This is a genomic window from Phytomonospora sp. NPDC050363, assembly GCF_040655735.1.
GTDB lineage: Bacteria > Actinomycetota > Actinomycetes > Mycobacteriales > Micromonosporaceae > Phytomonospora.
In genome coordinates this window covers 886,892-911,085 of record NZ_JBFAKK010000001.1, presented here as the reverse complement: position 1 = coordinate 911,085, position 24,194 = coordinate 886,892, and the positions used below count along the sequence as shown (strand labels likewise).

The 24,194-nt window shown below is 69.3% G+C and carries 26 protein-coding genes and 1 pseudogene; 6 read left to right on the top strand and 21 right to left on the bottom strand.

The genetic code is table 11. From position 1 onward, the window contains the following. Nucleotides 1-7: 7 nt before the first annotated feature. From AB0I28_RS04040 to AB0I28_RS04020, 5 genes are all read right to left on the bottom strand, one after another. Nucleotides 8-1,033, bottom strand: a complete 1,026-nt coding sequence (locus tag AB0I28_RS04040) for an aldo/keto reductase family protein (RefSeq protein ID WP_357489188.1) — start codon at nucleotides 1,031-1,033, stop codon at nucleotides 8-10. 223 nt (nucleotides 1,034-1,256) lie between these two features. Further along, the gene (locus AB0I28_RS04035; RefSeq protein WP_357489187.1) at nucleotides 1,257-1,400 is read right to left on the bottom strand and encodes a hypothetical protein; all 144 of its coding nucleotides are present in this window, start codon (nucleotides 1,398-1,400) and stop codon (nucleotides 1,257-1,259) included. Nucleotides 1,401-1,403: 3 nt separating this feature from the next. Next, complete coding sequence (locus AB0I28_RS04030) at nucleotides 1,404-1,604, bottom strand: hypothetical protein (protein WP_357489186.1); 201 nt, start codon at nucleotides 1,602-1,604, stop codon at nucleotides 1,404-1,406. A gap of 68 nt (nucleotides 1,605-1,672) precedes the next feature. Then, a complete protein-coding gene (gene erm, locus AB0I28_RS04025; RefSeq protein ID WP_357489185.1) occupies nucleotides 1,673-2,446 on the bottom strand; it encodes a 23S ribosomal RNA methyltransferase Erm in 774 nt (257 codons plus the stop codon). Nucleotides 2,447-2,752: 306 nt separating this feature from the next. Further along, the gene (locus AB0I28_RS04020; RefSeq protein WP_357489184.1) at nucleotides 2,753-4,162 is read right to left on the bottom strand and encodes an Hsp70 family protein; all 1,410 of its coding nucleotides are present in this window, start codon (nucleotides 4,160-4,162) and stop codon (nucleotides 2,753-2,755) included. 146 nt (nucleotides 4,163-4,308) lie between these two features. Here AB0I28_RS04020 and AB0I28_RS04015 point away from each other — a divergent pair, with 146 nt between their 5' ends. From AB0I28_RS04015 to AB0I28_RS04005, 3 genes are read left to right on the top strand one after another with little or no spacing between them, the layout of a single operon-like run. Next, the gene (locus AB0I28_RS04015; protein WP_357489183.1) at nucleotides 4,309-5,130 is read left to right on the top strand and encodes a glycerophosphodiester phosphodiesterase family protein; all 822 of its coding nucleotides are present in this window, start codon (nucleotides 4,309-4,311) and stop codon (nucleotides 5,128-5,130) included. A gap of 7 nt (nucleotides 5,131-5,137) precedes the next feature. Then, a complete protein-coding gene (locus AB0I28_RS04010; protein WP_357489182.1) occupies nucleotides 5,138-6,505 on the top strand; it encodes an MFS transporter in 1,368 nt (455 codons plus the stop codon). Further along, the gene (locus tag AB0I28_RS04005; protein ID WP_357489181.1) at nucleotides 6,502-7,140 is read left to right on the top strand and encodes a thymidine kinase; all 639 of its coding nucleotides are present in this window, start codon (nucleotides 6,502-6,504) and stop codon (nucleotides 7,138-7,140) included. The genes AB0I28_RS04010 and AB0I28_RS04005 overlap by 4 nt, the downstream gene beginning before the upstream one ends. On the opposite strand, the gene AB0I28_RS04000 is transcribed toward AB0I28_RS04005, so the two are convergent. Together AB0I28_RS04000 and AB0I28_RS03995 are read right to left on the bottom strand one after the other, a co-directional pair. Next, nucleotides 7,137-7,388, bottom strand: coding sequence for a hypothetical protein (locus AB0I28_RS04000; RefSeq protein WP_357489180.1), 252 nt, complete (start codon nucleotides 7,386-7,388; stop codon nucleotides 7,137-7,139). The genes AB0I28_RS04005 and AB0I28_RS04000 overlap by 4 nt on opposite strands. A 175-nt stretch (nucleotides 7,389-7,563) precedes the next feature. After that, complete coding sequence (locus AB0I28_RS03995) at nucleotides 7,564-8,601, bottom strand: glutathione S-transferase C-terminal domain-containing protein (protein WP_357489179.1); 1,038 nt, start codon at nucleotides 8,599-8,601, stop codon at nucleotides 7,564-7,566. A gap of 326 nt (nucleotides 8,602-8,927) precedes the next feature. On the opposite strand from AB0I28_RS03995, the gene AB0I28_RS03990 reads away from it, so the two are divergent. Then, nucleotides 8,928-9,269, top strand: a complete 342-nt coding sequence (locus AB0I28_RS03990; protein ID WP_357489178.1) for an RNA polymerase-binding protein RbpA — start codon at nucleotides 8,928-8,930, stop codon at nucleotides 9,267-9,269. Between the two features lie 40 nt (nucleotides 9,270-9,309). Here AB0I28_RS03990 and AB0I28_RS03985 read toward each other — a convergent pair whose 3' ends face one another. From AB0I28_RS03985 to AB0I28_RS03945, 9 genes are all read right to left on the bottom strand, one after another. Continuing rightward, the gene (locus AB0I28_RS03985) at nucleotides 9,310-9,804 is read right to left on the bottom strand and encodes an FxsA family protein (protein WP_357489177.1); all 495 of its coding nucleotides are present in this window, start codon (nucleotides 9,802-9,804) and stop codon (nucleotides 9,310-9,312) included. Nucleotides 9,805-9,845: 41 nt separating this feature from the next. After that, nucleotides 9,846-10,661, bottom strand: a complete 816-nt coding sequence (locus AB0I28_RS03980; RefSeq protein ID WP_357489176.1) for a polyprenol monophosphomannose synthase — start codon at nucleotides 10,659-10,661, stop codon at nucleotides 9,846-9,848. Then, nucleotides 10,658-12,217 carry an apolipoprotein N-acyltransferase gene (lnt, locus tag AB0I28_RS03975; protein WP_357489310.1) on the bottom strand — a complete coding sequence of 520 codons (1,560 nt, stop codon included), beginning with the start codon at nucleotides 12,215-12,217 and terminating at the stop codon, nucleotides 10,658-10,660. The genes AB0I28_RS03980 and lnt overlap by 4 nt, the downstream gene beginning before the upstream one ends. Before the next feature lie 505 nt (nucleotides 12,218-12,722). Next, nucleotides 12,723-14,132 (bottom strand): glutamate mutase L, encoded by a 1,410-nt coding sequence (locus AB0I28_RS03970; protein WP_357489175.1) that lies wholly within the window; start codon nucleotides 14,130-14,132, stop codon nucleotides 12,723-12,725. Then, nucleotides 14,129-14,518 (bottom strand): hotdog domain-containing protein, encoded by a 390-nt coding sequence (locus AB0I28_RS03965; RefSeq protein ID WP_357489174.1) that lies wholly within the window; start codon nucleotides 14,516-14,518, stop codon nucleotides 14,129-14,131. Before AB0I28_RS03965 ends, AB0I28_RS03970 begins: the two co-directional genes overlap by 4 nt. Beyond that, nucleotides 14,515-15,276: an OAM dimerization domain-containing protein gene (locus AB0I28_RS03960; RefSeq protein ID WP_357489173.1), complete on the bottom strand. Its 762-nt coding sequence runs from the start codon at nucleotides 15,274-15,276 to the stop codon at nucleotides 14,515-14,517. Before AB0I28_RS03960 ends, AB0I28_RS03965 begins: the two co-directional genes overlap by 4 nt. Further along, complete coding sequence (locus AB0I28_RS03955) at nucleotides 15,273-16,841, bottom strand: lysine 5,6-aminomutase subunit alpha (RefSeq protein ID WP_357489172.1); 1,569 nt, start codon at nucleotides 16,839-16,841, stop codon at nucleotides 15,273-15,275. The genes AB0I28_RS03960 and AB0I28_RS03955 overlap by 4 nt, the downstream gene beginning before the upstream one ends. After that, nucleotides 16,842-18,359 carry an amidohydrolase family protein gene (locus AB0I28_RS03950; protein ID WP_357489171.1) on the bottom strand — a complete coding sequence of 506 codons (1,518 nt, stop codon included), beginning with the start codon at nucleotides 18,357-18,359 and terminating at the stop codon, nucleotides 16,842-16,844. A gap of 2 nt (nucleotides 18,360-18,361) precedes the next feature. Then, complete coding sequence (locus AB0I28_RS03945) at nucleotides 18,362-19,408, bottom strand: hypothetical protein (RefSeq protein WP_357489170.1); 1,047 nt, start codon at nucleotides 19,406-19,408, stop codon at nucleotides 18,362-18,364. 136 nt (nucleotides 19,409-19,544) lie between these two features. Here AB0I28_RS03945 and AB0I28_RS03940 point away from each other — a divergent pair, with 136 nt between their 5' ends. Next, entirely contained in the window at nucleotides 19,545-20,993 is a 1,449-nt protein-coding gene (locus AB0I28_RS03940) for a lysine 2,3-aminomutase (protein ID WP_357489169.1), read from the top strand. 127 nt (nucleotides 20,994-21,120) lie between these two features. Here AB0I28_RS03940 and AB0I28_RS03935 read toward each other — a convergent pair. Then, nucleotides 21,121-21,387 (bottom strand): annotated as a pseudogene (locus tag AB0I28_RS03935) (GNAT family N-acetyltransferase); the annotation flags it as partial. On the opposite strand from AB0I28_RS03935, the gene AB0I28_RS03930 reads away from it, so the two are divergent. Continuing rightward, a complete protein-coding gene (locus AB0I28_RS03930) occupies nucleotides 21,293-21,721 on the top strand; it encodes a hypothetical protein (RefSeq protein ID WP_357489325.1) in 429 nt (142 codons plus the stop codon). The pseudogene AB0I28_RS03935 and the gene AB0I28_RS03930 sit on opposite strands and share 95 nt — an antisense overlap. 133 nt (nucleotides 21,722-21,854) lie before the next feature. Here AB0I28_RS03930 and AB0I28_RS03925 read toward each other — a convergent pair whose 3' ends face one another. The 4 genes from AB0I28_RS03925 to AB0I28_RS03910 form a co-directional block, all read right to left on the bottom strand. Then, the gene (locus AB0I28_RS03925; RefSeq protein ID WP_357489168.1) at nucleotides 21,855-22,259 is read right to left on the bottom strand and encodes a DUF4180 domain-containing protein; all 405 of its coding nucleotides are present in this window, start codon (nucleotides 22,257-22,259) and stop codon (nucleotides 21,855-21,857) included. After that, nucleotides 22,252-22,695: a helix-turn-helix domain-containing protein gene (locus AB0I28_RS03920; protein ID WP_357489167.1), complete on the bottom strand. Its 444-nt coding sequence runs from the start codon at nucleotides 22,693-22,695 to the stop codon at nucleotides 22,252-22,254. Before AB0I28_RS03920 ends, AB0I28_RS03925 begins: the two co-directional genes overlap by 8 nt. Before the next feature lie 174 nt (nucleotides 22,696-22,869). After that, nucleotides 22,870-23,745, bottom strand: a complete 876-nt coding sequence (locus AB0I28_RS03915) for a sigma-70 family RNA polymerase sigma factor (protein WP_357489166.1) — start codon at nucleotides 23,743-23,745, stop codon at nucleotides 22,870-22,872. Next, nucleotides 23,742-24,125, bottom strand: coding sequence for a VOC family protein (locus AB0I28_RS03910; protein ID WP_357489165.1), 384 nt, complete (start codon nucleotides 24,123-24,125; stop codon nucleotides 23,742-23,744). The genes AB0I28_RS03915 and AB0I28_RS03910 overlap by 4 nt, the downstream gene beginning before the upstream one ends. Between the last annotated feature and the right edge of the window lie 69 nt (nucleotides 24,126-24,194).

Genomic DNA, 24,194 nt, shown 5'->3' with positions numbered 1-24,194 from the left:
CGCGCGGTCATCTGCGCCAGGCGGGCATCACGTCGAAGGGCTTGGCGACTTTCGCGCCGTCGCGCTCGACGAGGTCGCCGTGTTCGGCGTCGACGAAGGCGGCGTCGATGCGCGCGAGGGTCTCGTCGTCGAGGACGAGGTCGAGGGCGGTGACGTTGTCGGCGATCTGCGCCGGCCGCGAGGCGCCCATGATCGCGCTCGACACGCCGGGCCTGCTCAACACCCACGCCAGGGCCAGCTGCGCCAGGGTCGCGTCGAGGTCGGCGGCGATGGGACGCAGTCGCTCGACGGCGCGAAGGACCGCCTCGGACATGTAGCGGCCGACGAAGCGCGCGCCGCGCTCGTGCTCGGCGCGGCTGTCGCCTGGTGTGGCCTGCCCGGGCCGGTAGCGTCCGGCGAGCACACCCTGCGCCAGCGGCGAGAACACGATCTGCCCGATGCCGAGTTCGGCGCAGGCGGGGGCGACCTCGGCCTCCGCGACCCGCCACAGCATCGAGTACTGCGGCTGGGCGGCGACCAGCGGCACCCGCAGCTCGCGCGCCAGGGCGTGAGCTGCGCGGATCTGCGGGGCGGTCCACTCCGACACGCCCAGGTAGCCGATCAGGCCGGCCCGGTGCAGGTCGGCGAAGGCGACCATCGTCTCCTCCAGCGGCGTGCCCGGGTCGAAGCGGTGCGCCTGGTACAGGTCGATGCGGTCGGTGCGCAGCCGGCGCAGCGACGCCGCGCAGCTTTCCATGACGTGCTTCCGCGACAGGCCGCGGTCGTTGCGGCCCGGCCCCGTGGGCAGGCACACCTTCGTGGCGATCACCAGACCGTCGCGCCGCCGCCCCGCCAGGGCCTCACCGAGTACGCGCTCGCCGGCGCCGAACTCGGGGGCGCCGTAGACGTCGGCGGTGTCGAAGGTGGTGATCCCGGCGTCGAGGGCGGCGCGGATGCACTCCGCGGCGTCCTCGGGGGCACCCCCGGTGAGCCAGTTGCCGAACGTGAGGGCGCTGACCTTCAAACCGCTGCCACCGAGCGCGCGATGTTGCATGCCGACCACACTTAGGTAAGGGGTTGGATGGGGAGTTGTACATTACCACCCGACTCGCGGCGAGCCTGCCGTCCACAATGGACGGTCACGGGCCTGCCCGGAACCTGCGATGTCAAGCGCGATCGGCGACGCCGGCTAGCGCGCCTCGCACGAATCCGCGAAGGTGCGCGCGTGGCCTCGGGCCGCTCCAGCCACGGTTCGTGTCCGGCTTCGTCGATCGAGGTCAGCGGCACATCGAGCCGGAGCGCGAGCGAGGATCACTCACACCGCCCAGGATCTCCACCTTTACCGGCAGGCACTCGCGCAGCCGGTCGAGGTGCCGGTCGAGCGGGTCCGCGCAGCCTTCCTCGCCGAGTTCACTGTTCATCACTCAGTTGACGGGGCGGCCCTGCCGCGGGGACCCGCCGGTGCCGCGCTGGTCGTAGCGGTACACGGGCGCGAGGTCGGCGACCATGGCGGCGACGTCGCCGAGATAGTCCGGCAGACCCGGACCTTCGTGAAGCATGACCACCGGTGGCTTGCGCCTGGTGTCCCCCAGCGCCGTCCAGCCGATGTGAGCGCCGTCGGTCATCGGCGCCAGGGCCTTGCGTCTGCGTCAGGTGCACCGCCGAGAACCTACCCGCGCGCGACCCCGGGTGCTCACAACCACCCGAACAGCTCCAGCCACACCCACGGCGGCACATGACCCACCGGCACCCGCGCGTCCACCCCCGCCCGCCGAAACGCCGACGCCACCCGCCGCCTCCCCACCACCCGCGACAGACTCGCCGACAGGCTCCCGCCCACCCCACCGAACCCCGCGGCCACCAACTCCCGCCACCACGCCAGCTCTTCCGGCCCCAGCAACGGCCGCTCCCGCCGCACCAACCGCAAGATCCCGGCGTCGACCCGCGGAACCGGCCGAAACGCCGACCGGTCCACCCGCCCGGCAAGACCCCACTCCACCTCCGGCCACGTCGACACCGTCAACAACGACCACCGCCCGAAATCCCCACTGCGCTTACGCGCGTACTCCCACTGCGTCACCATCGTCGCCGACCGCAGCGACCGCGCCGCCAGACACCACTCCACGATCCCCGCCGTCGCCCCGAACGGAATGTTCCCCACCAGGTGAAACGCACCCACCGGCGGCGCCACCCCCCGAAAGTCGGCGCGCACGCACACCACGTTCCCCCACCCCCGCCGACTCAACCGAGCCGCCAGCCCCGCATCACGCTCATAGGCCAGCACCCGCCCCACCCGACGAGCCAAAACCCCCGTCACCGCCCCCTCCCCCGGGCCCGGCTCCACCACCACATCACCGGGCCCCACACCCGAACACTCCACCAACCGGCGCACCACACCGGCGTCGACCAGAAAATTCTGCGAAAGAACACGACGGCGCACATCGCCACCGCGAAAACGGCTCGGCACGAAAAGATCCCGTCCCCCCGCACACAGCGGGGCGGCCAAGGACAGGCCGCGACGGCAGGCACCAGAAGAAGAGAAAACGGCACGACACCGAAAGGCGAGCCCGTCCACGTCGAAAAGAAGACGTGGAGACCAGCCCTGCCGACCGCAAGAAAACGGCACAGCACCGTCACTGAAGACGAATGCCGCCGAAGAGAACTACACGCGCGCCGCAGAGCCGGTCAGGCTCCGCGGGGCCTCACATGCGGCGCGACCAGGGCCACACGCCCATCGGTCACGCCCATCGCCATCACACCCATGACCCACCTACTACTTGCTCAACGCCACGATCAGCAACCCGACGAACCCCAGCACCAGAATCGCCGCCACCACGATCGTGGCCACCACCGCCGGCTCCTGATGCCACGCCTTCTTCTGCACCGGCGCCGGACGCTGCACGATCGGCTGCTGCTGCATCACCCGAGGCGGCTGCGGAGCAGGCCGCATCACCGGCTGCGGACGCGGCGGAACCGGCTGAATCGGCGCCTGCTGCATCACCGGCGGACGCGGCTGCTGCTGCGCACCCGGAGGAGTCGACACCGGACGATTCGGAATCACCGCCGGACGCGCCGGACCCGACACCGGAGGACCCACCGGACGCGCCGGCGCACCCCCGGGCCCGCCACCAACGGCCAGCACACCCTCGACCACAACGGTCTCCGGCTGCTCGATCGTCCGCGGCGCCACACCCATCTCCTTGTGCAGAAGATGCGCCGCCAACGGAATCCGGCTCGAACCCCCCACCAGGAAGATCCCCACCAAATCCTTCGGCGTCAACCGCGCCGCACCGATCGCGCGACCCATGCACGCCACCGTCCGCTCCAAATGCGGACGCGCCAGCGACTCGAACTCCTCACGCGTCAAATGCGCGTCGACGTCCAAGGCCGGCAGATGAATATCCGCGCTCGCCGTCCGCGACAGCATCTCCTTGGCACCGCGAACGTCCTCGTACAGCATCCGCCGGTAACGCCGGTCCTTGTCATCGACCGGATTGATCAGCCGCTGCCACGTACCCGCACTGCTGTGCCCATAGGTCTGCCCCAGGTGCTCAACGATCGAGTGATCGAAATCGAGACCACCCACATCATTGAGCCCCTCCTCGCTCAACACCTCGAAACCCGTCTGCGTACGGCGCACCACCGTCGCGTCGAAGGTCCCGCCACCCAGGTCATAGATCGCCAGCGAACGACCCACCGGCACCGACGTACCCAGCACCGTCGCGAAATACGACGCCGCCCCCACCGGCTCGGGAATCAACTGCGGCTTCGGCAACCCCGCGATGTGGGCCGCCTCCACCAGCAACGACCGCCGACGCTCACCCCAACGCGCCGGGTGCGTCATCCGCACATGCTCCGGCTGCCCACCGATCTGACGCCGCGCCTCGGTCAGGATCTGCTCGAGGACATAGGCCATCAACCGCGGAACGGGAATCTCCTGATCACCCAGGAACACCGAACCGTCATCGATACGACGCTTCGGATTGGGCTCGAAACGCGAAGGATCCACACGCGCGTTGCGCTCGGCGTCACGACCGACGAGCATCCGCCCGTCAGGAGCCAGATACACCGCCGAGGGCTGCAGAGGCGAACCGTCGAACAGCAACGGACGCGTCCGCCCGTCGGGCATCCGCAAAATGGCCACCGTGTTGGAGGTACCGAAGTCAATGCCGAGCACGCGCATGCGAGATTTCTCCTTCCCCGACCGCACACCATACTGCCTGCCGTCACCACCCCCACGGGTCGGCCATGCGGTCGAAACTCCACACCACCCCCACCGGCACCCTGAAGTGCCCGTACACCCCTTGCCCCCACCTGGATACTCAAAGCATGTCCGCCCCAAGGCCCACCCCACCCCTGGGCCCCTACCCCTACCTCGACACCCCCCGCCCCATCGCCTTCGCCCACCGCGGCGGAGCCGCCCACGGCGACGAGAACAGCACCGCCGCCCTCGCACGAGCCATCGCCACCGGATACCGCTACATCGAGACCGACGTCCACGTCTCATCCGACGGCATCCCCGTCCTCTTCCACGACACCACCCTCGAACGCCTCACCGGCGACGCCCGCCGCGTCGAAGACGTCACCTGGACAGACCTCGCCTCCATCCGCGTCAACGGCGAAACCCTCGTCCCCCGCCTCGACGACGTCCTGGGCACCTGGCCCGACATCCGCTTCAACATCGACGTCAAATCCGACCAGGCCGTCCACGCCACCCTCACCGCCCTGCGCGCCGCCGACGCCTTCGACCGAGCCCTCATCGGATCCTTCTCCGACGCCCGCCTCGCCCGCGTCCGCCGCCTCGCCGGACCACGCCTGGCCACCTCCATGGGCCCCCGCGAAGTCGCCACCTTCAAAGCCGCCACCTACACCGGCCGCCTATGGCCCCGAGCCCGCCTCGGCTACACCCGCGGCGCCATCGCCCTGCAGGTCCCCCACCACTACGGCCGCCTGCGCGTCGTCGACCGCCGCTTCGTCGAATACGCCCACCAACTCGGGCTTGACGTACACGTGTGGACAGTGGACGATACCGCCACCATCAACACGCTGCTCGACCTCGGCGTCGACGGCATCATGACCGACCGCCTCGAAGTCCTTCGAGACGCCTACGCCGCCCGCGGCCACTGGCCCGAGCCCACCCCTGGACGGTAAGCCCGCGATGACAGGCCCCACCGAGACCACCTCGGCCCCCGCCTACGGTCACTCCTCCCGCCGTGAACGCACCGGCTGGTACATCTACGACTGGGCGAACTCGGCGTTCTCCACCACCGTCGTCACCGCGTTCCTCGGCCCCTACCTGACCAACATCGCCAAAGCCGCCGACGACGTCACCGGCACCGACACCGTCGGCCAGATCTCCCTGATCGGCCTCAACTTCCGCGCCGACTCCCTATGGGCCTTCACCACCGCCCTGTCGGTCATCCTCCAGGTCCTCGTCCTCCCCGTCGCCGGAGCCATCGCCGACCGCACCCCCCGCAAAAAACAACTCCTCGCCGCCTTCGCCTACACCGGCGCCGCGGCCACCTGCGCCCTGGTCTTCCTCACCGGCGACCGCTGGGAACTCGGCGCGGTGCTGTTCATCATCGCCAACGTCTCCTTCGGCGCCAGCGTCGTCGTCTACAACTCCTTCCTCCCCCAGATCTCCACCGAAGAAGAACGCGACGCCGTCTCCAGCCGCGGCTGGGCCTTCGGCTACCTCGGCGGCGGCACCCTGCTGCTCCTCAACGTCATCGCCGTCCTCGTCGGCGGCGACGACATGCTCGCCGAAACCGCCCGCTACTCCATCGTCTCGGCCGGACTGTGGTGGGCCGGCTTCACCACCATCACCATGGCCCGCCTCCAAAACCGCCCCGCCCTGGCCGGACAGGCACAAGGCTCGGTCCTCACCGACGGCTTCAAACAGTTCTTCCGCACCCTCAAAAGCCTGCGCGCCTACCCCAAGACGCTGGCCTTCCTCATCGCGTTCCTCATCTTCAACGACGGCATCCAAACCGTCATCGCCATGGCCGGCACCTACGGCCAAGAGGAACTCGGCTTCGAAAACGACATCCTCATGCCCACCATCCTCGTGGTCCAGTTCGTCGCCTTCGGCGGCGCGCTCGCCCTGGGACGCCTGGCACGCCGCTACGGGGCCTGGAAGACCGTCCTGGGCAGCCTCGTCGCATGGGTGTTCATCCTCATCGCCGCGTTCTTCCTGCCCTACGCCAACGCGCCGCTGTTCGTGGCCGTCGGCGCCGGGATCGGCTTCGTCCTCGGCGGCTCGCAGGCCCTGTCGCGCTCGCTGTTCAGTCAGCTGATCCCCAAGGGCCGTGAGGGCGAGTACTTCGGGCTCTACGAGATCAGCGACAAGGGCACCAGCTGGCTGGGGCCGATCGTGTTCGCGGTGACCAACGAGATCACCGGCAGCAACCGGCTGGCCATCATCTCGCTGGTGATCTTCTTCGTCGTCGGTTTCGTGCTCCTCATCCGGGTGCCCATGGCCGAGGCGATCCGCGCGGCCGGCAACACCCCACCCGAGAAGCTTTGATCACGGGCCGCCACATAAGCTCATCGCCCGTGACGGCGCGACTGAAGTTCTTCTACGGACCCATGGACTGCGGCAAGTCCACTCTGGCCTTGCAGATCCACCACAACCACACCCGCTCGGGTAGAAGGGGACTGCTGCTCACCCGCCACGACCGTTCCGGCACGCCGCGCATCACCACCCGCATCGGTCTGGCCAAGGACGCCACCGAACTCCGCGACGACAGCGACGTGCGGGCCCTGGCCCGCCTCCACAACGCCGACTACGTCATCTGCGACGAGGTGCAGTTCTACCCGGTGGCCCACATCGAGCAGATGGCCGACCTCGTCGACTGCGACGACGTCGACGTCTACGCCTTCGGTCTGGCCACCGATTTCCGCAGTGTGCTGTTCCCCTCGACGCAGCGGCTTCTGGAGCTGTCCGACGAGGCGCTGCGCCTGCAGGTGGAGGTGCTGTGCTGGTGCGGTTCGGAGGGGCAGCTCAACGCCCGCGTCATCGACGGTGACGTCGCCCGCGCCGGGCAGCAGGTCGTCATAGGGGACACCGACGACGCCGAGGTCCACTACCAGGTGCTGTGCCGCAAGCACTACCGCGCCGGTGAGCTGGCGGCCGTGGAGGCGTTCACCGAGGCGAGCTAGTGGATGCCGGCCATCAGGCGGCGCAGGTTCTTCACCGCCGGCTTCGTCGGGGTCGACGGGCCCACCGGGCTCGGACACAACTCACCGGTGACCTCGACGGCGTAGGCGGCCACCAGCCACAGGGGCGAGACCTTCTCCGCTCCGACGTCGGCCGGCGCGGCGAACATCATCACGATGCAGGACAGGCCGTTGAAGACCAGGCCGAGGGCGGACTTGGTGGGTGTGGCCAGGCGATGGCCCAGCCGCACCCACACCATCCCGTCGCCGGCCGCGCCGAACGCCGTAGAGTGCCATGGCGTCGGCGTCGGCGTCGCTCCAGCCCCAGCCGCCGTTGGCCGGCGAGGCCACCAGGAACAGCACCAGGATCGCGCGCATCCGCAGTGGCTGAACCGCTCCCACAGCTCGGTGCTCGGCGAGGTGCAACTACCCCAGCGGGGTGTGCCCCGCCGGGACGGTCTCGGCCGCGCTCGGCGGTCCCGGCGGAGTCCCGTCACCGAAAGGCCGCCCCCCGAGCTCCTCGCGCCCATGCGGCTCCAGCCACCCCGACAGATCCGGCCCCACCGGGACGATTCCGGTGGGGTTGATGTCGCGGTGCACCTCGTAGTAGTGCCGCTTGATGTGCACGAAGTCAGTGGTGTCACCGAACCCCGGCGTCTGGAACAGGTCACGCGCGTAGGCCCACAACACCGGCATCTCACTGAGCTTGGACCGGTTGGTCTTGAAGTGCCCGTGATAGACCGCGTCGAAGCGCGCCAGCGTCGTCCACAACCGCACATCGGCCTCGGTGATCGTGTCGCCCACCAGGTACCGCTGAGCGCTCAACCGCTCCGACAGCGCGTCCAAGCGCGCGAACAACCGCCCGTAGGCCTTCTCGTAGGCGCCCTGACTGCCCGCGAACCCACACCGGTACACACCGTTGTTGACGTCGCGGAACACCCCGTCGTTGACCTCGTCGATCTCGGCGCGCAGCTCACTGGGGTACAGCTCCGGCGCGCCCGGGCGATGCAGCGCCGACCACTCCGTCGACATGTCCAGCGTGATCTGCGCGTAGTCGTTGGTGACGACCTTGCCCGTCACCTCGTCGACGATCGCCGGGACGGTGATGCCCCGCTCATAGCCCGGGAACCGCGCGAAGTACGCCTCCTGCAGCCGCTCGATCCCCAGCACCGGATCCCGCCCGCCCTCGTCGAGGTCGAAGGTCCAGCTGCGCGCGTCGTGCGTCGGCCCCGCGATCCCCATCGACAGCGCCCCCTCCAACCCCAGCAGCCGCCGCACGATGATCGCCCGGTTCGCCCACGGGCACGCCCGCGACACCACCAGCCGGTAGCGCCCCGCCTCCACGGCATACCCGTCGCGCCCGTCGGCGGTGATACGCGTGGCGATGTAGCGCTGATCGCGGGTGAACTCGCCCTCACCGCTGACGTAGGAACCGGTGGCCTGATCCTCATTGGTCGTCGACATGTCCCTCATGATGGCACCGGGCGTGTGCCTCGTCACCTTCCCGACACTCCCCCGCCCTCCCCGGCCCCGATGACCGCCCCACCCGCCCATCACCCCACACCCCGGGGTTCACCCCTGCTGACCTGGGTAAACACTCAGAACACGGAAAGCGTCAAGATCAGCGTCACAACCGGGTGGTCTAAAGCGTCTCAACGGTGGAGGGGATGCCATCCTTTCCTCGGTGGACGTATCGCCCCCGAATAGGGAAACATTCAGCTGGCTGCGTCGTTACACCGGACAGATGTCGCAGATGTGGCTGTCAAGGGTTCAGAGGGGAAGCCAGGTTTATGGGTGAGCGCATGCTGCGCGGAAGTCGACTGGGCGCGATCAGCTACGAGTCTGATCGCAACACCGAGCTGGCACCGCGGCAGACCAGGGACTTCGTCTGCCAGCGAGGGCACCGCTTCGAGGTGCCTTTCGCGGTGGACGCCGAAGTGCCATCGACGTGGGAGTGCCGCCTCGACGGCACCGTCGCCCGTCTCGTCGACGGCACCGAACCGGAGGCCAAGGCCGGCAAGCCTCCGCGCACGCACTGGGACATGCTCCTTGAGCGGCGCAGCGTCGACGATCTCGAAGAGATCCTCAACGAGCGCCTCGAAGAGGTACGCGCCCGGCGCGGAAAGGCGTAAAGACCACACCGTTACCGCTACGGGGTCTTGAGGGCCGCGGTCACTTCGGTGACCGTGGCCCTTTGTCGTCATCGGGGTCGATGACCTCTCCCTCGATGACGTCGCCTTCGATGACCTCACCGGTCGGCGCCTGCTCGGGCATACCTGCCTCGGTCCGCACCCGCCGGGGCCCGAACATGTTCTGCGCCGAGCCCGAACCCATCCTCGACTCCAGCAGCCTGCGCGCCACCGGCCGCAGCAGCGCCCTCGTGGGCGGCAGCACGCACAGCAGACCGATCACATCCGACACGAACCCCGGCAGCATCAGGCCCACCGCGCCCAAGAACGCGATCGTCCCGTCGACGATCTGCGGTCCCGGCGGGCGACCGGCGGCCTGATCGGCCTGGTACGCCCGGATCGCCTTCGCCCCGAAATACCGCATCAGCGACATCCCGACCATCGACGTGCCCAGCGTCGCCAGGATCGCCCACCCCAGCCCGATCCACTGCACCACGGCGACATAGGCGACCAGCTCGGCGATCCCCAGGATCGTCAAGAACGGCAACCGCCTCCGCCGGCGCGGGGCCGGGCCCGTGGTCACGACCTTCTGCCCAGCAGCGACGCGACCTGCCGCGCCCGGTGCCGCACACCCCACGACCCCACCCGCAGCAGAGCCTCACGAACGATCGGGCCGCCCATCTTCGACGCCCCCCGCTCACGCTCGCTGAACGTGATCGGCACCTCCACCACCCGAAGGCCCGCCTTCACCGCACGCCACGTCAGGTCGATCTGGAAGCAGTACCCCGCCGAGGCCACCGAATCCAGATCGAAACGATCCAGCGCCGACAACCGGTACGCCCGGTACCCCGCGGTGTTGTCGCGCACCGACACGCCCAGAAGGATCCGCGTGTACAGGCTCCCGCCCCGCGACAGCAGCAGACGATGCAGCGGCCAGTTCACGACCTTGCCACCGGGCACATACCGCGACCCGATGACCGCGTCGGCCCCGGCGAGCGCGTCGAGGAGCCTCGACAACTGCTCCGGCGCGTGTGAACCGTCGGCGTCCATCTCGACGACCACGTCGAAACGGTTGGCCTTGGCCCAGGCGAAACCGGCCAGATACGCCATCCCCAGGCCCTCTTTACCGGCCCGGTGCAGAACGTGGACGCGCTTGTCGCCCTCGGCGAGACCATCGGCGAGCTCGCCGGTCCCGTCGGGGCTGTTGTCGTCGGCGATCAGGACGTGCGCCGCGGGGACGCTGTCTCTGACGCGGGCGACGATGGACTCGATGTTCTCCGACTCGTTGAACGTCGGGATGATCACCACGACCCGCCCGATGTGCGGGTAGGTGTCCGACCCGCGCTCGTCGCGGCTGTCGGTGTCGGCTTGCGTGGTGTCCGGCTGCGCCGTCACACGGCCCCCTCTTCGGTCACGGCAACATTCCTTTTGCGGCGGGCGCGCGTCTGCGCCACCGCCGCCCCCACCACCACGGCCGCCACCACGGCGATGAGCAACTCTGGAAGCATACCGAGGACGTGCGCGGGGGTCGCGCCCTCACCGAGGTCGACCGACCTGACCAGCGCCGCCTGCGTGTTGAACGCCGTGGCGTCGTGTACGGTCCCGTCGGCGTCGACGAACCCCGACACGCCCACCGTGGACGCCATCAGCGCGCTGCGCCCATGCTCGACAGCGCGCAGACGCACCATCGCCATCTGCTGCAACGCCTCGGCGTTGTTGAAGGTCGCGTTGTTGGTCTGCACCGCGATCAGCTGCGCGCCCTCGGCCACGGTCTCGCGGACGACGTCGTCGAAGGCGATCTCATAGCAGATGACATCGCCCACGGCCACGCCGTTCATCTCCACGATCCCCGGCTGCGTGCCCGGCGCGAAGTTCCCGGCCAGTTTCACCTTGTCGGTGACCATCTCCACCAGCGACCGCAGCGGCACCTGCTCCACGAAGGGCACCAGGTTGCGTTTGACGTATCCCACGTAGGGTTCGCCGCCGTCGGCCGGCCACACCAGCCCGGAGTTGCGCGAACGCCCGTCCTCACCGCGGACGAGGGCGCCGACCAGGATCGGCGCGCCGATCGCGGTGGCCGCGCGGTCGATGGCCGCGGCGGCGTCGGCGTTGCGGGTGGGGTCGATGTCGCTGGAGTTCTCCGGCCAGATCACCAGATCCGGCTGCCGGTCGGTGCCGCGCACCCGCGCGGCGAGCTCCTCGGTCGCCTCGACGTGGTTGTTGAGGACCTCCAGGCGCTGGGCGTTGAAGTCCAGGCCGAGCCTGGGCACGTTGCCCTGAATGACGGCCACCACCGCCGAACCGGCATCGGGGCTACTGGTCGGCACCACCAGGCCCACCGCCACGACCACGCCCGCCGCCGCGGTCAGCGCCCCGGCGCGCTTGATGTCACGAATACCCGCCCACACCGCCGCGACCAGCAGACCACCGGCCAGGGCCACCGCGAACGTCACCAGCGGCGCCCCACCCAGCCACGCCAGCGCCAGCAACGGCGAATCTGCCTGACTGAACGCCAACCGCCCCCACGGGAAACCACCGAACGGGAACCGGTCGCGCAAGGCCTCGGCCGCCACCCACAACGCGCCCGTACCCACCGGCCACGCCCACCGCCACCGGTCAAAGACCCCCGACGCCCACGCCGACACAGCACCCAAGAGCCCCACGAACACCGCCTGCGACGCCGCCAGCAGCAGCCACGGCCACGCACCCACCTGCGTACCCGTCCAGTCCAGCAGCGGCACGAACAGCGCCAGCCCCGCCAGCAACCCCAGCCCGAAACCCGCCCGCGCCCGCCGGCGGTGCACCGCCGCGGCCAGGCCCGCCACCGACAGCATCGCCAGCGGCCACCACCCAAACGGCGGGAAGGACAACCACAACCCCAGCCCCGACACCACCGACACCACGACAGCCGCCCACAGCGACAACCGCCGCCCGTCACCGACGCCCGTCACCAACCCCCACCCACCACCGGACACGACCCCACCGGCGCGGCCGTCACGAGACCCCACGGCGTCTTCCACAGGTGCGATCGCCACAGCCCAACAGCTCCTTACACGAGGGGAGACCCAGTATCACCGATACGCGCGGGCACCCGCCACCGGGCAAAGCGAAGGGGCGTGGTGTATGCCACGCCCCTTGCGTTCCCAGGCCCTTTCGGCGGGTGAATTCGAAGCAGTCGTCGCAGGACCTTCGGACCAATTCGGAGCCGACCGGATGCCGACGCCGCAACTGTTGTCTACTGGCCTGCCACCACACGCACCGAACCCACCTCACGGCGACCGTCTCGCACCGCCCCGCCGACCCCCGCGTGCTGAGCCTGGCCGCCGGCGGTGATGCGGCCGACCACCGCCGATTGCCCAGTCTGCGAAGGAACGAAGCGAGCCGAGCCGCCCCCGATTACGGACACTGGCAACGGTAAGGCGTGCCATGCGGGGGCTGTCAACCGGGTCCGGGAAATCAACCGAAAAAAGGACCGCCCACCGCCTGGAACTGCCCCCGCAAAAGCCCCAGCGCCGCCACCGGATGACTCTGCGCCAGCAACCCCGCCGCCGCCAGCACATACCGAGAGTCCACCACCACACCCGCCGACTCCGGCAACGGCCACCCACCCGAACGATCGGCCACCGCCTCACCCAAGACCTCAAGCGCCGCACCCGCACCCGCGTACCGCAACGCACCCCCCGAACCGATCACCAACCCCACTCCCCGCAGATCCTTCCCACCCCGAAACGGGCCCTGCGCGTCCAAGCGCTCGCCGCGGGCGTGGCGTCGCAGGGCGACCTTCATCGCCAGGGAGGCCAGTTCGACGTCCACGCGGGCCTCGGTGCGGCTGTCAGGCAGGAAACCCGGCGTGGCCGCGCGAGTCGCCGCGGGGCCTTCCAGGCGGGAAACCCCCTCGGCGTCGAGGAGCTTTTCGGCCGCGGCGGCCTCGACGACACCGGGGGCGTTCCAGCGCACCCCGAGGTCGCCTTCGACGGTGCGTGAACGCCACTGGCTGCCGGCGACCTCGGCGCGGGGCCCTTCGAGTTCGGCGTCGGGGGTGAGCACGGAGTACACGTCGGTGGTGGCGCCGCCCACGTCGACCAGGAGCAGGTCCCCGCGGCCGGCGATCTCGCCGTGCCCGTCGGCGAACAGCTCCACACCGGCCAAGACCGCGTCCGGGGTGGCCGCGCGCACCAGGCGGGTGAACTCCTCACCGGCCGACAGGTGCTTGCCGGCGATGACGTGGCGCAAGAACGCCTCCCGCAGCGCCGCGCGCGCCTCCTGCGGCCGCAGCATCCCGATGCGGGGCAAGACGTTGCCGACGACCGCGACCGGCAGTCCCGCCGTGGCCAAGATCGCCTCGACCTCGCCGGCGGCGCGCGCGTTGGCCGCCAGCACCACCGGCACCCTCAGCCGCTCGTCGCGGCCGGCGGCCTCGGCGTACTGGCGGGCGTGTTCGAGCAGGACCGAGGCGTCCCCGCCGTCGGTGCCGCCGGCGAACAAGACCGTGTCGGGCACCGCCGCGCCCAGCGCGGCGAAGTCGCCCGCGCCCAAGGTCCCGGCCGCCACGTGAACGATCCGCGCCCCGGCCGACAACGCCGCCCGATGCGCCGCGGTGGCCGTCACCAAGGGCTCATTGCCGACCACCGCGCACGTCAGGCCACCACCGGCCGAGGAGCACACCCGCAACTCCGTCACCACCGCACCGCCCGGCAGGCCCGCCACCACCGCGTCACGCGCGGCGTAGAGGCCCTCGAGGACATCGGTGCCGATCGTCGTGGCGTGCGCCGCCGTCCCCAGCAGCGCACCCGTGCCAGCCTCGACCGCCGCGACTTTCGTGTACGTCGACCCCACATCGCCGCACACGATCACCTCGCCCGTCACGACTTCGCCGGAACCACGACCGTCCCCACCGCGCTCGTCGCCAGAATCGGCGGATCGCACACCTCGGCGGCCGACTCGCCCAGATCGGCGCGCCCCCGGCACACCACGTGCACCCGAAACTCGATCGTGCGGCTGCGCGTACCCACCCGCACCAAGACCGCCGTGGCCTCCACCACGTCACCGGCCCGGATCGGCGCGTGGAACTGCACATCGCTGTAGGACGCGAACAGCCCCTCGTCACCGTCGGAGCGGATGCACAACTCCGTGGCCACGTCCCCGAACAACCCCAGACCGTAGGCGCCGTCGACGAGATCGCCGGCGTAATGGGCGTGACTGTAGGGGATGTAGCGGCGATGCCGCACGGTCAGACCTTCCACGGCGCTCAACCCACCGGCTCCTTCACATCACTGGCCAAAGCGTGCACGAGATACGACGCGACGTCACCCGGCGTCGTCCCCCGCGAGAAGATCCGGTCGACACCGAGCTCGCCGGCCATCATCTCGTCGAAGCGGGGGCCGCCGACGATCAGGAGGGGACGTTCGGCCGGGCCGAAGGCCTCCCGGAACGCCGCCGACATCTCCCGGGTGTTGTGCAGGTGCGCGTCGCGCTGGGTGACGACCTGCGAGACAAGCACCGCGTCGGCTTTCTCGTCGACGGCGCGGTTGACGAGGTCGGGTACCGGCACCTGCGCGCCGAGGTTGACCACCCGAAGCTCCCGGTAGTACTCCAGGCCCTTCTCGCCGGCGAAGCCCTTGATGTTGCAGATCGCGTCGATGCCCACGGTGTGGGCGTCGGTGCCGATGCACGCGCCGACGACGACGAGTTTGCGGCCCAGGTTCTCCTTGACGGCGTCGTTGACCTCTTTGCTCGACAGCAGCGGGTAGTCGCGCTCGACGACCTGCACGTCGGCGGTGTTCACCAGATGCTTGACCGACCCGTACACCACGAAGAACGTGTGCGACGTGCCGATCTGTTTGGCGTGGACGACCATGACCGGGTCGAGACCCATCTTCGACGCCAGCTGCGCCGCGGCGCCCTCGGCGCGTTTGTCGTGGGCGACGGGCAGCGTGAACGACACCTGCACCATCCCGTCGCCGGTGGTGTCGCCGTAGGGCCGCAGGATGCGGGGACCGTCGTCGCTCATGCCCGCCCTTCCAGGATGTCGGTGGCGGGGTTGAAGTACCCCTCGGCGTGCTCCTCGACGCCGTCGAGTCCGCGCCCGCCGTCGGCGGGGCGTTTCATGATCCCGAACGTGCCCACGCCGATGGCGTTGAGCAGCCCGTCGTCGCCGACGCGTTCGAGGAGGTCGATCGCCTCACCCAGCACCGTCCGGGCCCGCGTGGCGATGAACCCGTCAGCGGGGGGATGGAAGTCCTCGGTGAGTCCACCGCAGGCGTTGAGGACGTAGCGGACGTTCTGCAGCGCCAGGTCACGGTCGGACAGCCACGGCGTCACCACCGCCTCGGTCATCATCCCCACCAGCAAGATCCCCTGCCCGGTCATCGCGCCCACCAGGTTGAAGAACCCGTCGAGGAGGTAGCCGCGGAACACGTCGCCGGTCATGTGCTTGGTCGGCGGCATCCACTTCAAAGGCGCGTCGGGGAACAGCTCACGCGCCAGCAGCGCGTGCGCCAGCTCCAGCCGAAACGACTCGGGCACCTCAGGGTTGATCTCGAAGGCGTGACCCAGCCCCAGCAGCTCATCGGGCAGGCCCGCCTCATGGGCGAAGAACTCGTTGAGCAACTGCGACACCGTCACCGTGTGCGCCGCCTCGACGGCGTCGGCGGTGGTCAGATAGTTGTCCTCACCGGTGTTGATGATGATCCCCGCCCGCGAGTGGATCTGCCGCGAGAACCGCTGATCGACGAACGTGCGGATCGGGTTGATGTCACGAAACAAGATCCCGTACATCGAGTCGTTGAGCATCATGTCGAGCCGGTTGAGACCCGCCAGCGCCGCGATCTCGGGCATGCACAGCCCCGACGCGTAGTTCGTCAACCGGATGTAGCGCCCCAGCTCCCGCGACGTCTCGTCCAGCGCCGCCCGCATCAACCGGAAGTTCTCACCCGTGGCGTAGGTACCGGCGAACCCCTCCCGCGTGGCACCCTCGGGCACATAGTCCAGCAGCGACTGACCCGTCGACCGGATCACCGCGATCACATCGGCACCCGCCCGCGCCGCCGCCTGCGCCTGCGGAATGTCCTCATAGATGTCACCGGTCGCCACGATCAGGTAGATCCACGGCCGCTGCGGCGGATCACCGATCTCGGCGACCAGACCATCACGCTCGACCCGCCGCGCATCCACCGCCGCGATCCCCGCGCCCACACCGGCCGCGGCCAGCTCACGCGCCCGCACCGCCGCAGCACCCTCGGGCACCTCGAACCGCACCGCACCCGCCGCCGCCTTCTGCGCCAACGCCAGCAGATCACCATGCCCGCCATCACCCAGCGCGTGGAACACCGGCAACGACACACCATGCCCGATGCCCACATCGTCGCGCACCGCGTCCACCAGACGATTCACCCACGGAATCCCGTCGGGATCAGCCCCCGACAAACCCGCCAGCCGCAACGTCGCACGCTCCACCGACACCGTCGTATGACTGCGCGCCATGTCCACCACCGGCTGACCCGCACGCGCCGCCAGCCTCCTGGCCCGCGCCACGAGCCCGGCGTCCAAATGCAGCCGCGTCTGATGACCCACCACTCACTCCTCCGCGAAAATCGTGCGACCGGCCAACACCGTGCGATGACACCCCGGCGCCGCCGCAGGATCGGGCAACTCCCCCGACAGGTGATTCCACACCGCGAACGTCGCCGGCGCCCCAGGCGCCAGCACACCCGCCACGTCATCCCCCATCGCCCGCCAACCACCACGCGTCGCCGCCGCGAAAGCCGCCTTCAACGACAACCGCTGCGCCGGATTGTGATGCCCCACCGCCGCCGCGACCCCACCCCACGGATCCGTCGGCGTCACCGGCGAATCCGAACCGAACGCCAACGGCACACCCACCCCCGCCAACGACGCGAAAGGATTCGCCGACAACGCCCGCGCCCGCCCCAACCGCGACGCGTACATACCCTCGGCCCCACCCCAGGCCGCATCGAACGCCGGCTGCACACTCGCGTGCAACCCGAAAGCCACAAACCCCGCGATCAACTGCTTGTCCAACAGCTCCGCGTGCTCCACCCGATGCCGCATCGACCGCACCGCCTCCACACCCAGCGCCTGCGCCGCCGCCGCCACACCCGACACCACATTCGCGATCGCCTGATCCCCGATCGCGTGGAAACCACCCTGCAACCCGTGCCGATGACAGTCGAGAACATGGTTCTCCACATCCTCGGCCGACAAATACGCATGCCCCGCCGTCGACGCGTCGGCGTAATCCTCCCGCAACGCCGCCGTCCGCGCCCCGATCGACCCGTCCGCCGACAGATCACCACCACACGCGTGCGCCCCCAGATCCCGCGCCTTCTCCGCCGCGCACAACTCACCCCAATAACCCACCACCCGAGGCACACCACCCTCGGCCGACAACCTCAGCAGCGAAGAGAAATCAGCCTCCCCCACCGACGTCCCCTCCGACGGCATCCCGCACTCGTGAATCGACGCCACCCCCAACGACGCCGCCCGCTCCAACGCAGCCCGCTGCCACACCACCCGCTGCGACAACGGAATCGACTCCGCCGCCACCGCCCGCGCACGACGATGCGCGTACAACGTCAACGGCCCCTCCGCCGAAAACCCCTCCAGCCCCTCCACCTCACGAACCTCGGCCCGCAACGCCGACGACGCCAACCCCTCATGACCGCACACCCGCGACAAATAACCCCGCCGGCCACCCAACGCCCGATCCAGCTCACCCAGACCAGGCACCCGCGGGTCATCCCACGCCGACTCGTCATACCCCTGCCCGGTCACCACCGCATCCCCCGGCAGATCCCGCACATAAGCCGCGACCCGATCCAGCACCTCCCCCGCCGAACGAGCCCCGAACAACGACAGATCCACCATCAACACACCCGTAGCCGCCACATGCGCATGCGCGTCCACGAACGCAGGCGTCACCAAACGCCCACCCAAATCCACCACCGCACCCGCACCCGGCGCATCAGCGTCAGCCCCCACCCACGCCACCACACCCGCGTCATCGACCAACAACGCCGTAGCCGCCGGAACAGCCGCCGAAAAAACCCGCCCACCACGAAAAAGAGTCGTCATGACTACCTAGTCTCGGCCAACCGCCGGTCGAACATCGCACGGACCCCCGGCACCGACCGCACCAACCGCAACGCCAACTCCGCATGCCCCGGCGTGAACCCGTTCCCGATCAACATCCGCACATCCGCCGCCAACCCCTCAGCACCCAAAGCAGCCGCAGGAAAAGACGTCGCCATCGAAAAGAACACCACCGTCCCACCCCCACCCGTCGCCAAGATCGCCCCATGCTCACACCCCGGCACATCCACACACACCACCGTCACATCCCCCAAAGCCCCCACACCCTCCACCGCGGCCGCCGTCGCCACCGGATCAGTCGCATCCGCCACCACCACCGCGTCCGCCAACCCCGAATCCGCCAGCAACTTCGCCTCCGACGCCGACGGCACCAAACCCGTCACACGCCCAGCCCCCGTCGCCCGCGCCGCCGCCAACGACAACGCACCACTCTTCCCCGCCGCACCCAACACCACCACATGCGGCGCCCGACCCGTATCCGCGATGAACTCCGACACCACCCGCGCCGTCAACGCCGGCGCACCGCACACATCGAAAACCGCCAACGCCAAATCCGCCGGCAGATCATCGGGCAACACCGCCGCGATCGACCGCCCGAACAACACCGCATGACCCGCCGCCGGAACCTGCTCCCCCAACCCGTCCCAACCCACAAGCCCATCCGAGATCACCAACGGCGTCAACGTCAACGACACCAACGTCGCCACCCGCTGCCCCACCACCAAACCCAGAGAAGACCCCGCACCGACCTCCTCCACCACCCCGATCAACATCCCACCCGAACCCGTGTCCGGATTGTGCATCTTCCCGCGCTCGCCGACGATGCGCAGGACCTCTTGACGCACCTTGTCGCCGTCGCCGCCGAACTTGACGCTGAGCTGGCGAAAGCTCGCCGCGTCGAGGTTGAGCCGCTCTACCCTGATGCGCACCTCGTCCTCGGCGATCTCGGGGGAGGCGTCGAGTCGCCAGGCCGCCTGGGGCAAAACGCCCGAAGGCTCCATTACCCGGTGCAAACCCGCAGGTGACGACATGGATTCCTCCTTGAGTGCCGACGAAGATCTCCAGCAGGATAACCGAAGATTCTCCGGCGGGGTAGCTTGACATCAGGAGGGTTTCCGCTAGTAGCCTCTGTCGAATCGCGTATCTCAATGCCGAGGAGGGGTTAACGTGTCGTCGTTGACGGACATCGCCGCACCGGTCGTGGCAGAACAGCCTTACCTGTACCGGCGAAACGAACTCGTCGAGCCGGACTGGCGACGCTTCCCCGGCTGGCGTGACGTCACCACCGAGCAGTGGGAGTCGGCGCAGTGGCAGCGCGTCAACTGCGTCAAGAACATCAAGCAGCTCAACACGCTGCTCGGCGACCTCGTCGACGAACGGTTCTACAAGGACCTCGCCGACGACCAGGAGCACCTGGCCACCATGTCGATGCTCATCCCACCGCAGATGATCAACACGATGGTCGTCGACCCGCCCGGGAACAGCGCCGGCGACTGGACCGAGGCGTTCTACGCCGACCCGATCCGGCGCTACATGATCCCGGTCGCCTCCGACCGGCGCCGCGACTGGCCCTCGCACCCCTACGCCACCCGTGACTCGCTCCACGAGCACGACATGTGGGTCGCCGAAGGCCTCACCCACCGCTACCCGACCAAGGTCCTCGCCGAGCTGCTGTCGACCTGCCCGCAGTACTGCGGCCACTGCACCCGCATGGACCTCGTCGGCAACTCCACCCCCACCGTCGACAAGCTCAAGCTGACCTTGAAGCCCAAGGACCGCTACGACGCGATGATCGACTACCTCAACGACCACCCCGGCGTGCGCGACGTGGTCGTATCCGGCGGCGACGTCGCCAACGTCCCCTGGCGCAACCTCGAGAGCTTCCTGGCCAGGCTCCTCGAAGTCGACACGATCCGCGACATCCGCCTGGCCACCAAGGCCCTGGCCGCGCTGCCGCAGCACTGGCTGCAAGACGACGTCGTCGACGGGCTCGGACGCATCGCCACCGCCGCCCGCGAACGCGGCGTCAACCTCGCCATCCACACCCACGTCAACCACGCGCAGTCGGTGACGCCACTGGTCGCCCGCGCGGCCCGCGCCGCGCTCGACGCCGGCGTGCGCGACGTGCGCAACCAGGGCGTCCTGCTGCGCGGTGTCAACGACACCCCCGCCGCCCTGCTCGACCTGTGCTTCGCCCTCCAGGGCGAGGCCAACATCCTGCCGTACTACTTCTACATGTGCGACATGATCCCCAACGCCGAGCACTGGCGCACCTCACTGGCCACCGCGCAGGCGCTCCAGACCTCGATCATGGGATACCTGCCCGGCTACGCCACACCCCGCATCGTCTGCGACGTGCCCTTCGTCGGCAAACGCTGGGTCCACCAGGTCACGCGCTACGACACCCTCAACGGGGTGTCCTACTGGACCAAGAACTACCGCACCTCCATCGAGATGCAAGACCCCGAGGCACTCACCCGCGAATACCCGTACTACGACCCGATCGACACCCTCCCCGAAGAGGGCCAGGCCACCTGGCGCGCCGAGCACGTCCCGGCCGACGTCGCCGACAAGGCCAAGAAGGCCGCGGCGGCCTCACGCAAGGCCAGTTTGTAGAAAGCACGACCACGACGGCCGGCACACGGCGAGCCGCACGTCGTACAGGCGAGAAAGCGCGCGGTGTCCCCAGCCCGGTGAGGGCGGGGACACCGCGCTTTCCGTCACCGGCGCGCGCCCTGCGCGCGACGGCCTGCGAACTCAAGTTCTCGCGACTGGCGCGGATCACGGCCTGGGCGGCGCCCTGGGAGGCAGCGTAGGCGCAGACCAGTCCGACCGCGCGGGTGGCGAAACCGTGCCCGCGCCAGTCCGGATAGAGCCCGTAAGCGATGTTCACCTGGCCGGGAGCGAGGACCGGGGTGGGCGGCTCGAACCGCAGGTCGATGGTTCCCGCCGAGGCGAGGCGGGCCGCGTCGACAGCGCTTTGGCGTACACCAACCGGCGGCCGCCTCACACTCACCCCCGCCGGACTCACCCTGCAAGTCGAAGCACCTCGCGTATTCGAAGCCCTCACCACAGCCGTCAACCTCACCACCCGCGCCACACCCGGCCCACTCACCGGCGACACCTCACACCTCCTGGAAGCCGTCGCCCTCGGCCAAATCGCCGCCCTGGTCCCCGCCTCCCTCGCCGCCACAAACCAGCGCGAGGACATCGCCTACCGCGAACTCGCCGTCGCCAGCCCCTACGTCATCGCCGCCATCTGGCGCGAAGGCTCCCGCGGCCCCGCCATCGCGGCCTTCGTCCGTGCCGCGACCGACGCCGCCCGAGCGCTCCCCACCGCCTGACACGAACCGGCGCGCGGCCCCCACGGGAAACCGCGCGCCGAAACACGCTCAGACCCCCACCGAGGGCCTTCGAGGCTGCCGGAGCAATGACGAACCCTCAACCTAACCCTCAAGTAGAGGTTCAGCTCTTCTTCTACCTGCCGTTCTCCTCAACCTTCGCCAAAGCCGCACCCACCACCGCCAAACGCCGCTCCGCCTCCCCCATGTCCCCCACGAACCACGCCTGACGCCCCCGATTGCACTCCCGCACCAAATCCCGCAACGCCGAACTCCCCTCCACCCACGCCGAGATGTCCCCGACCACCACCAACCCCATCCGGTAGTCCGCGAACTTCCCCAACACCTCACCGGCCACCCGCGTCCGCAACACGAAGAAATCCGGACTCAACCGCTCCACCGGCAACACGATCCAGTCCGCCTCCACCCCATACGCCGCACCCAGCAGATCCGCCGCGTCACGAGCGCTCGCGACGTGTTCACCGTCGGCGGCGCAGGCGAGGACACGGACTCCCCCGATGACTTCCAAACGATCAGGCATGACGGCGCTCCTTCAGTAGACTCTCGACGACCCCGAGAAGTTCGGCGCAGCGGCCCACGCCGCCGTGCACGATGATCCTCAGGACGGCCCGCTCCTCGTCGTAGACGTTCTCCACGCGGAGCCTCTCCTCGTCGGGAGGCGGACCGAAGGTGAAGCCGGTAATGGCGTTAGCCAGCCACGAGACCTCCTCACGGCCGATCGCCTCGACCTGCACCACCGCCGACACCTCCACCGTCCTAACCCGCGACACGCCCTCACGGGGCGACGCCGGGGCCGGCTGACCGGTGAAAGCCTCGAGGTCGGCGCTCGCGATCCGGTACTGCTTGCCGATCCGCGTGGCCTTCAGTCGACCGTCGCGCACATAGTTGCGGATGGTCTTGACGTGCAACCCGAGCAGATCGGCGACCTGGTCGACGGAGTACAGCGGTGCGGACACGGATCCCTCTCACGACGCGAACATTCCCTAAGCTTCTCTATCGCACCCTAACATGCGGCAGATAGAGAAGCTTAGGGAATAACACCTCCCCTGAATCGGCCCTCTGTACCGCCCTGTGCGGCCCGCACGGCACCCAACCCACAACCAGGCACCGCACCGCCCGAGCACGCCGCCTCACACCGGCGGCGCCACACCGATCGCCGCGAGCTTCACCGGATCCACCACGATGCGAATCCCCGTGATCCGACCCCCCACGACAGCGAAGGAGATCACCGACAAAGGCGAACCGTCCGGCCCCCACGACATATGCCCCGGCACCCCGTCCACCAGCACAGCCCGCGACACCGCGACCGCACCGGAGAACATCCGCGCACCCGCCGCCACACGCGTCGCCCCCAGCGTCACCACCACCCCCTCGGCCGTATCGACCGTCAACTTCACATCCGGATCGAGAACACGCAACAGCGCCTCGAAATCCCCACCCACAGCCGCCGCACTGAACGCCCGCACCACCTCCCGATGCTCCCGCCCCGCACCCACCACCCGATCCGCAGACCGCACCTTCCGACGGGCCCGGCTCGCCACCATCTTCGCCGCGTCCGCCGACCTGCCCAAAATCTCCCCGATCTCGGCGAACGAGACCGCGAACATGTCATGCAGCACGAACGCCAGGCGCTCGCTCGGGGTGAGGGAGTCGAGCACGACGAGCAGGGCGAGTCCGACCGAATCGGCCAGCGCCGCCCGCTCGTCCGGTGCGGGTTCGTCGGCGGGCGTCACCACGAGCTCGGCGAACTCGTGCTCGAAGACGGGCTCGGGACGCGCTTTGCGGGACCTCAAGAGATCGAGGCTGATGCGGCCGACCACGGTGGTGAGCCAGCCCGCCAGGTTCTCGATCGCCGTCTCGTCCTGCCGGACGAGGCGCATCCAGGCTTCCTGGACGGCGTCCTCGGCGTCGGCGTGCGAGCCCAGCACGCGGTAGGCGACGGTGCGCAACCGATCGCGCTGGGCTTCGAACGCCTCGGCGATGAGGTCGGAGGGCTGCGGGGTCACGGCCGGGGCCGCTGCCGCAGCGAGATCCGGTTGCCGTCCGGATCGACCGCCTCGACGCGAACCCCGAACGGGTACTCCACGGGCTCGGACTCCTCGAAGACGACGCCCCGCCGGCGCATGATCTCGAAGTCGTTGCGCAGATCGCCGGACTCCAGGATCACCGGTCCGGGCGCGCCGGTGCCACCCGGTTGCCCGGCGGCGGCCGGGTGCGACCACAGGATGATCTGCACCGGACTGTCGGGGACCCCGACGGTGAGGAACCGGCCGTCGGGGCCGGGGAAGTCGAGCCGCTTCTCCAGCCCCAGTCCCCCGGTGTAGAACTCCAGCGCGCGGTCCTGATCGGTGACGTAGATCGTCGCGTACATGATGTCGCTGAGCATCCTGTTCTCCATTCACCCGTGTGTGCGTGGACCGTCGGTTCTCGGTCCTCGCACCTATGACGAGCGCCG

Coding starts and splice junctions, on each gene's coding strand:
- AB0I28_RS03960 (WP_357489173.1), bottom strand. CDS start 15,276: ATGAGCGACGACGGTCCCCGCATCCTGCGGCCCTACGGCGACACCACC.
- AB0I28_RS04020 (WP_357489184.1), bottom strand. CDS start 4,162: ATGCGCGTGCTCGGCATTGACTTCGGTACCTCCAACACGGTGGCCATT.
- AB0I28_RS03995 (WP_357489179.1), bottom strand. CDS start 8,601: ATGTCGACGACCAATGAGGATCAGGCCACCGGTTCCTACGTCAGCGGT.
- AB0I28_RS04010 (WP_357489182.1), top strand. CDS start 5,138: ATGACAGGCCCCACCGAGACCACCTCGGCCCCCGCCTACGGTCACTCC.
- AB0I28_RS03925 (WP_357489168.1), bottom strand. CDS start 22,259: ATGCCTGATCGTTTGGAAGTCATCGGGGGAGTCCGTGTCCTCGCCTGC.
- AB0I28_RS04040 (WP_357489188.1), bottom strand. CDS start 1,033: ATGCAACATCGCGCGCTCGGTGGCAGCGGTTTGAAGGTCAGCGCCCTC.
- AB0I28_RS03910 (WP_357489165.1), bottom strand. CDS start 24,125: ATGCTCAGCGACATCATGTACGCGACGATCTACGTCACCGATCAGGAC.
- AB0I28_RS04015 (WP_357489183.1), top strand. CDS start 4,309: ATGTCCGCCCCAAGGCCCACCCCACCCCTGGGCCCCTACCCCTACCTC.
- AB0I28_RS04030 (WP_357489186.1), bottom strand. CDS start 1,604: ATGACCGACGGCGCTCACATCGGCTGGACGGCGCTGGGGGACACCAGG.
- AB0I28_RS03945 (WP_357489170.1), bottom strand. CDS start 19,408: ATGTCGTCACCTGCGGGTTTGCACCGGGTAATGGAGCCTTCGGGCGTT.
- AB0I28_RS03990 (WP_357489178.1), top strand. CDS start 8,928: ATGGGTGAGCGCATGCTGCGCGGAAGTCGACTGGGCGCGATCAGCTAC.
- AB0I28_RS03950 (WP_357489171.1), bottom strand. CDS start 18,359: ATGACGACTCTTTTTCGTGGTGGGCGGGTTTTTTCGGCGGCTGTTCCG.
- AB0I28_RS04035 (WP_357489187.1), bottom strand. CDS start 1,400: ATGAACAGTGAACTCGGCGAGGAAGGCTGCGCGGACCCGCTCGACCGG.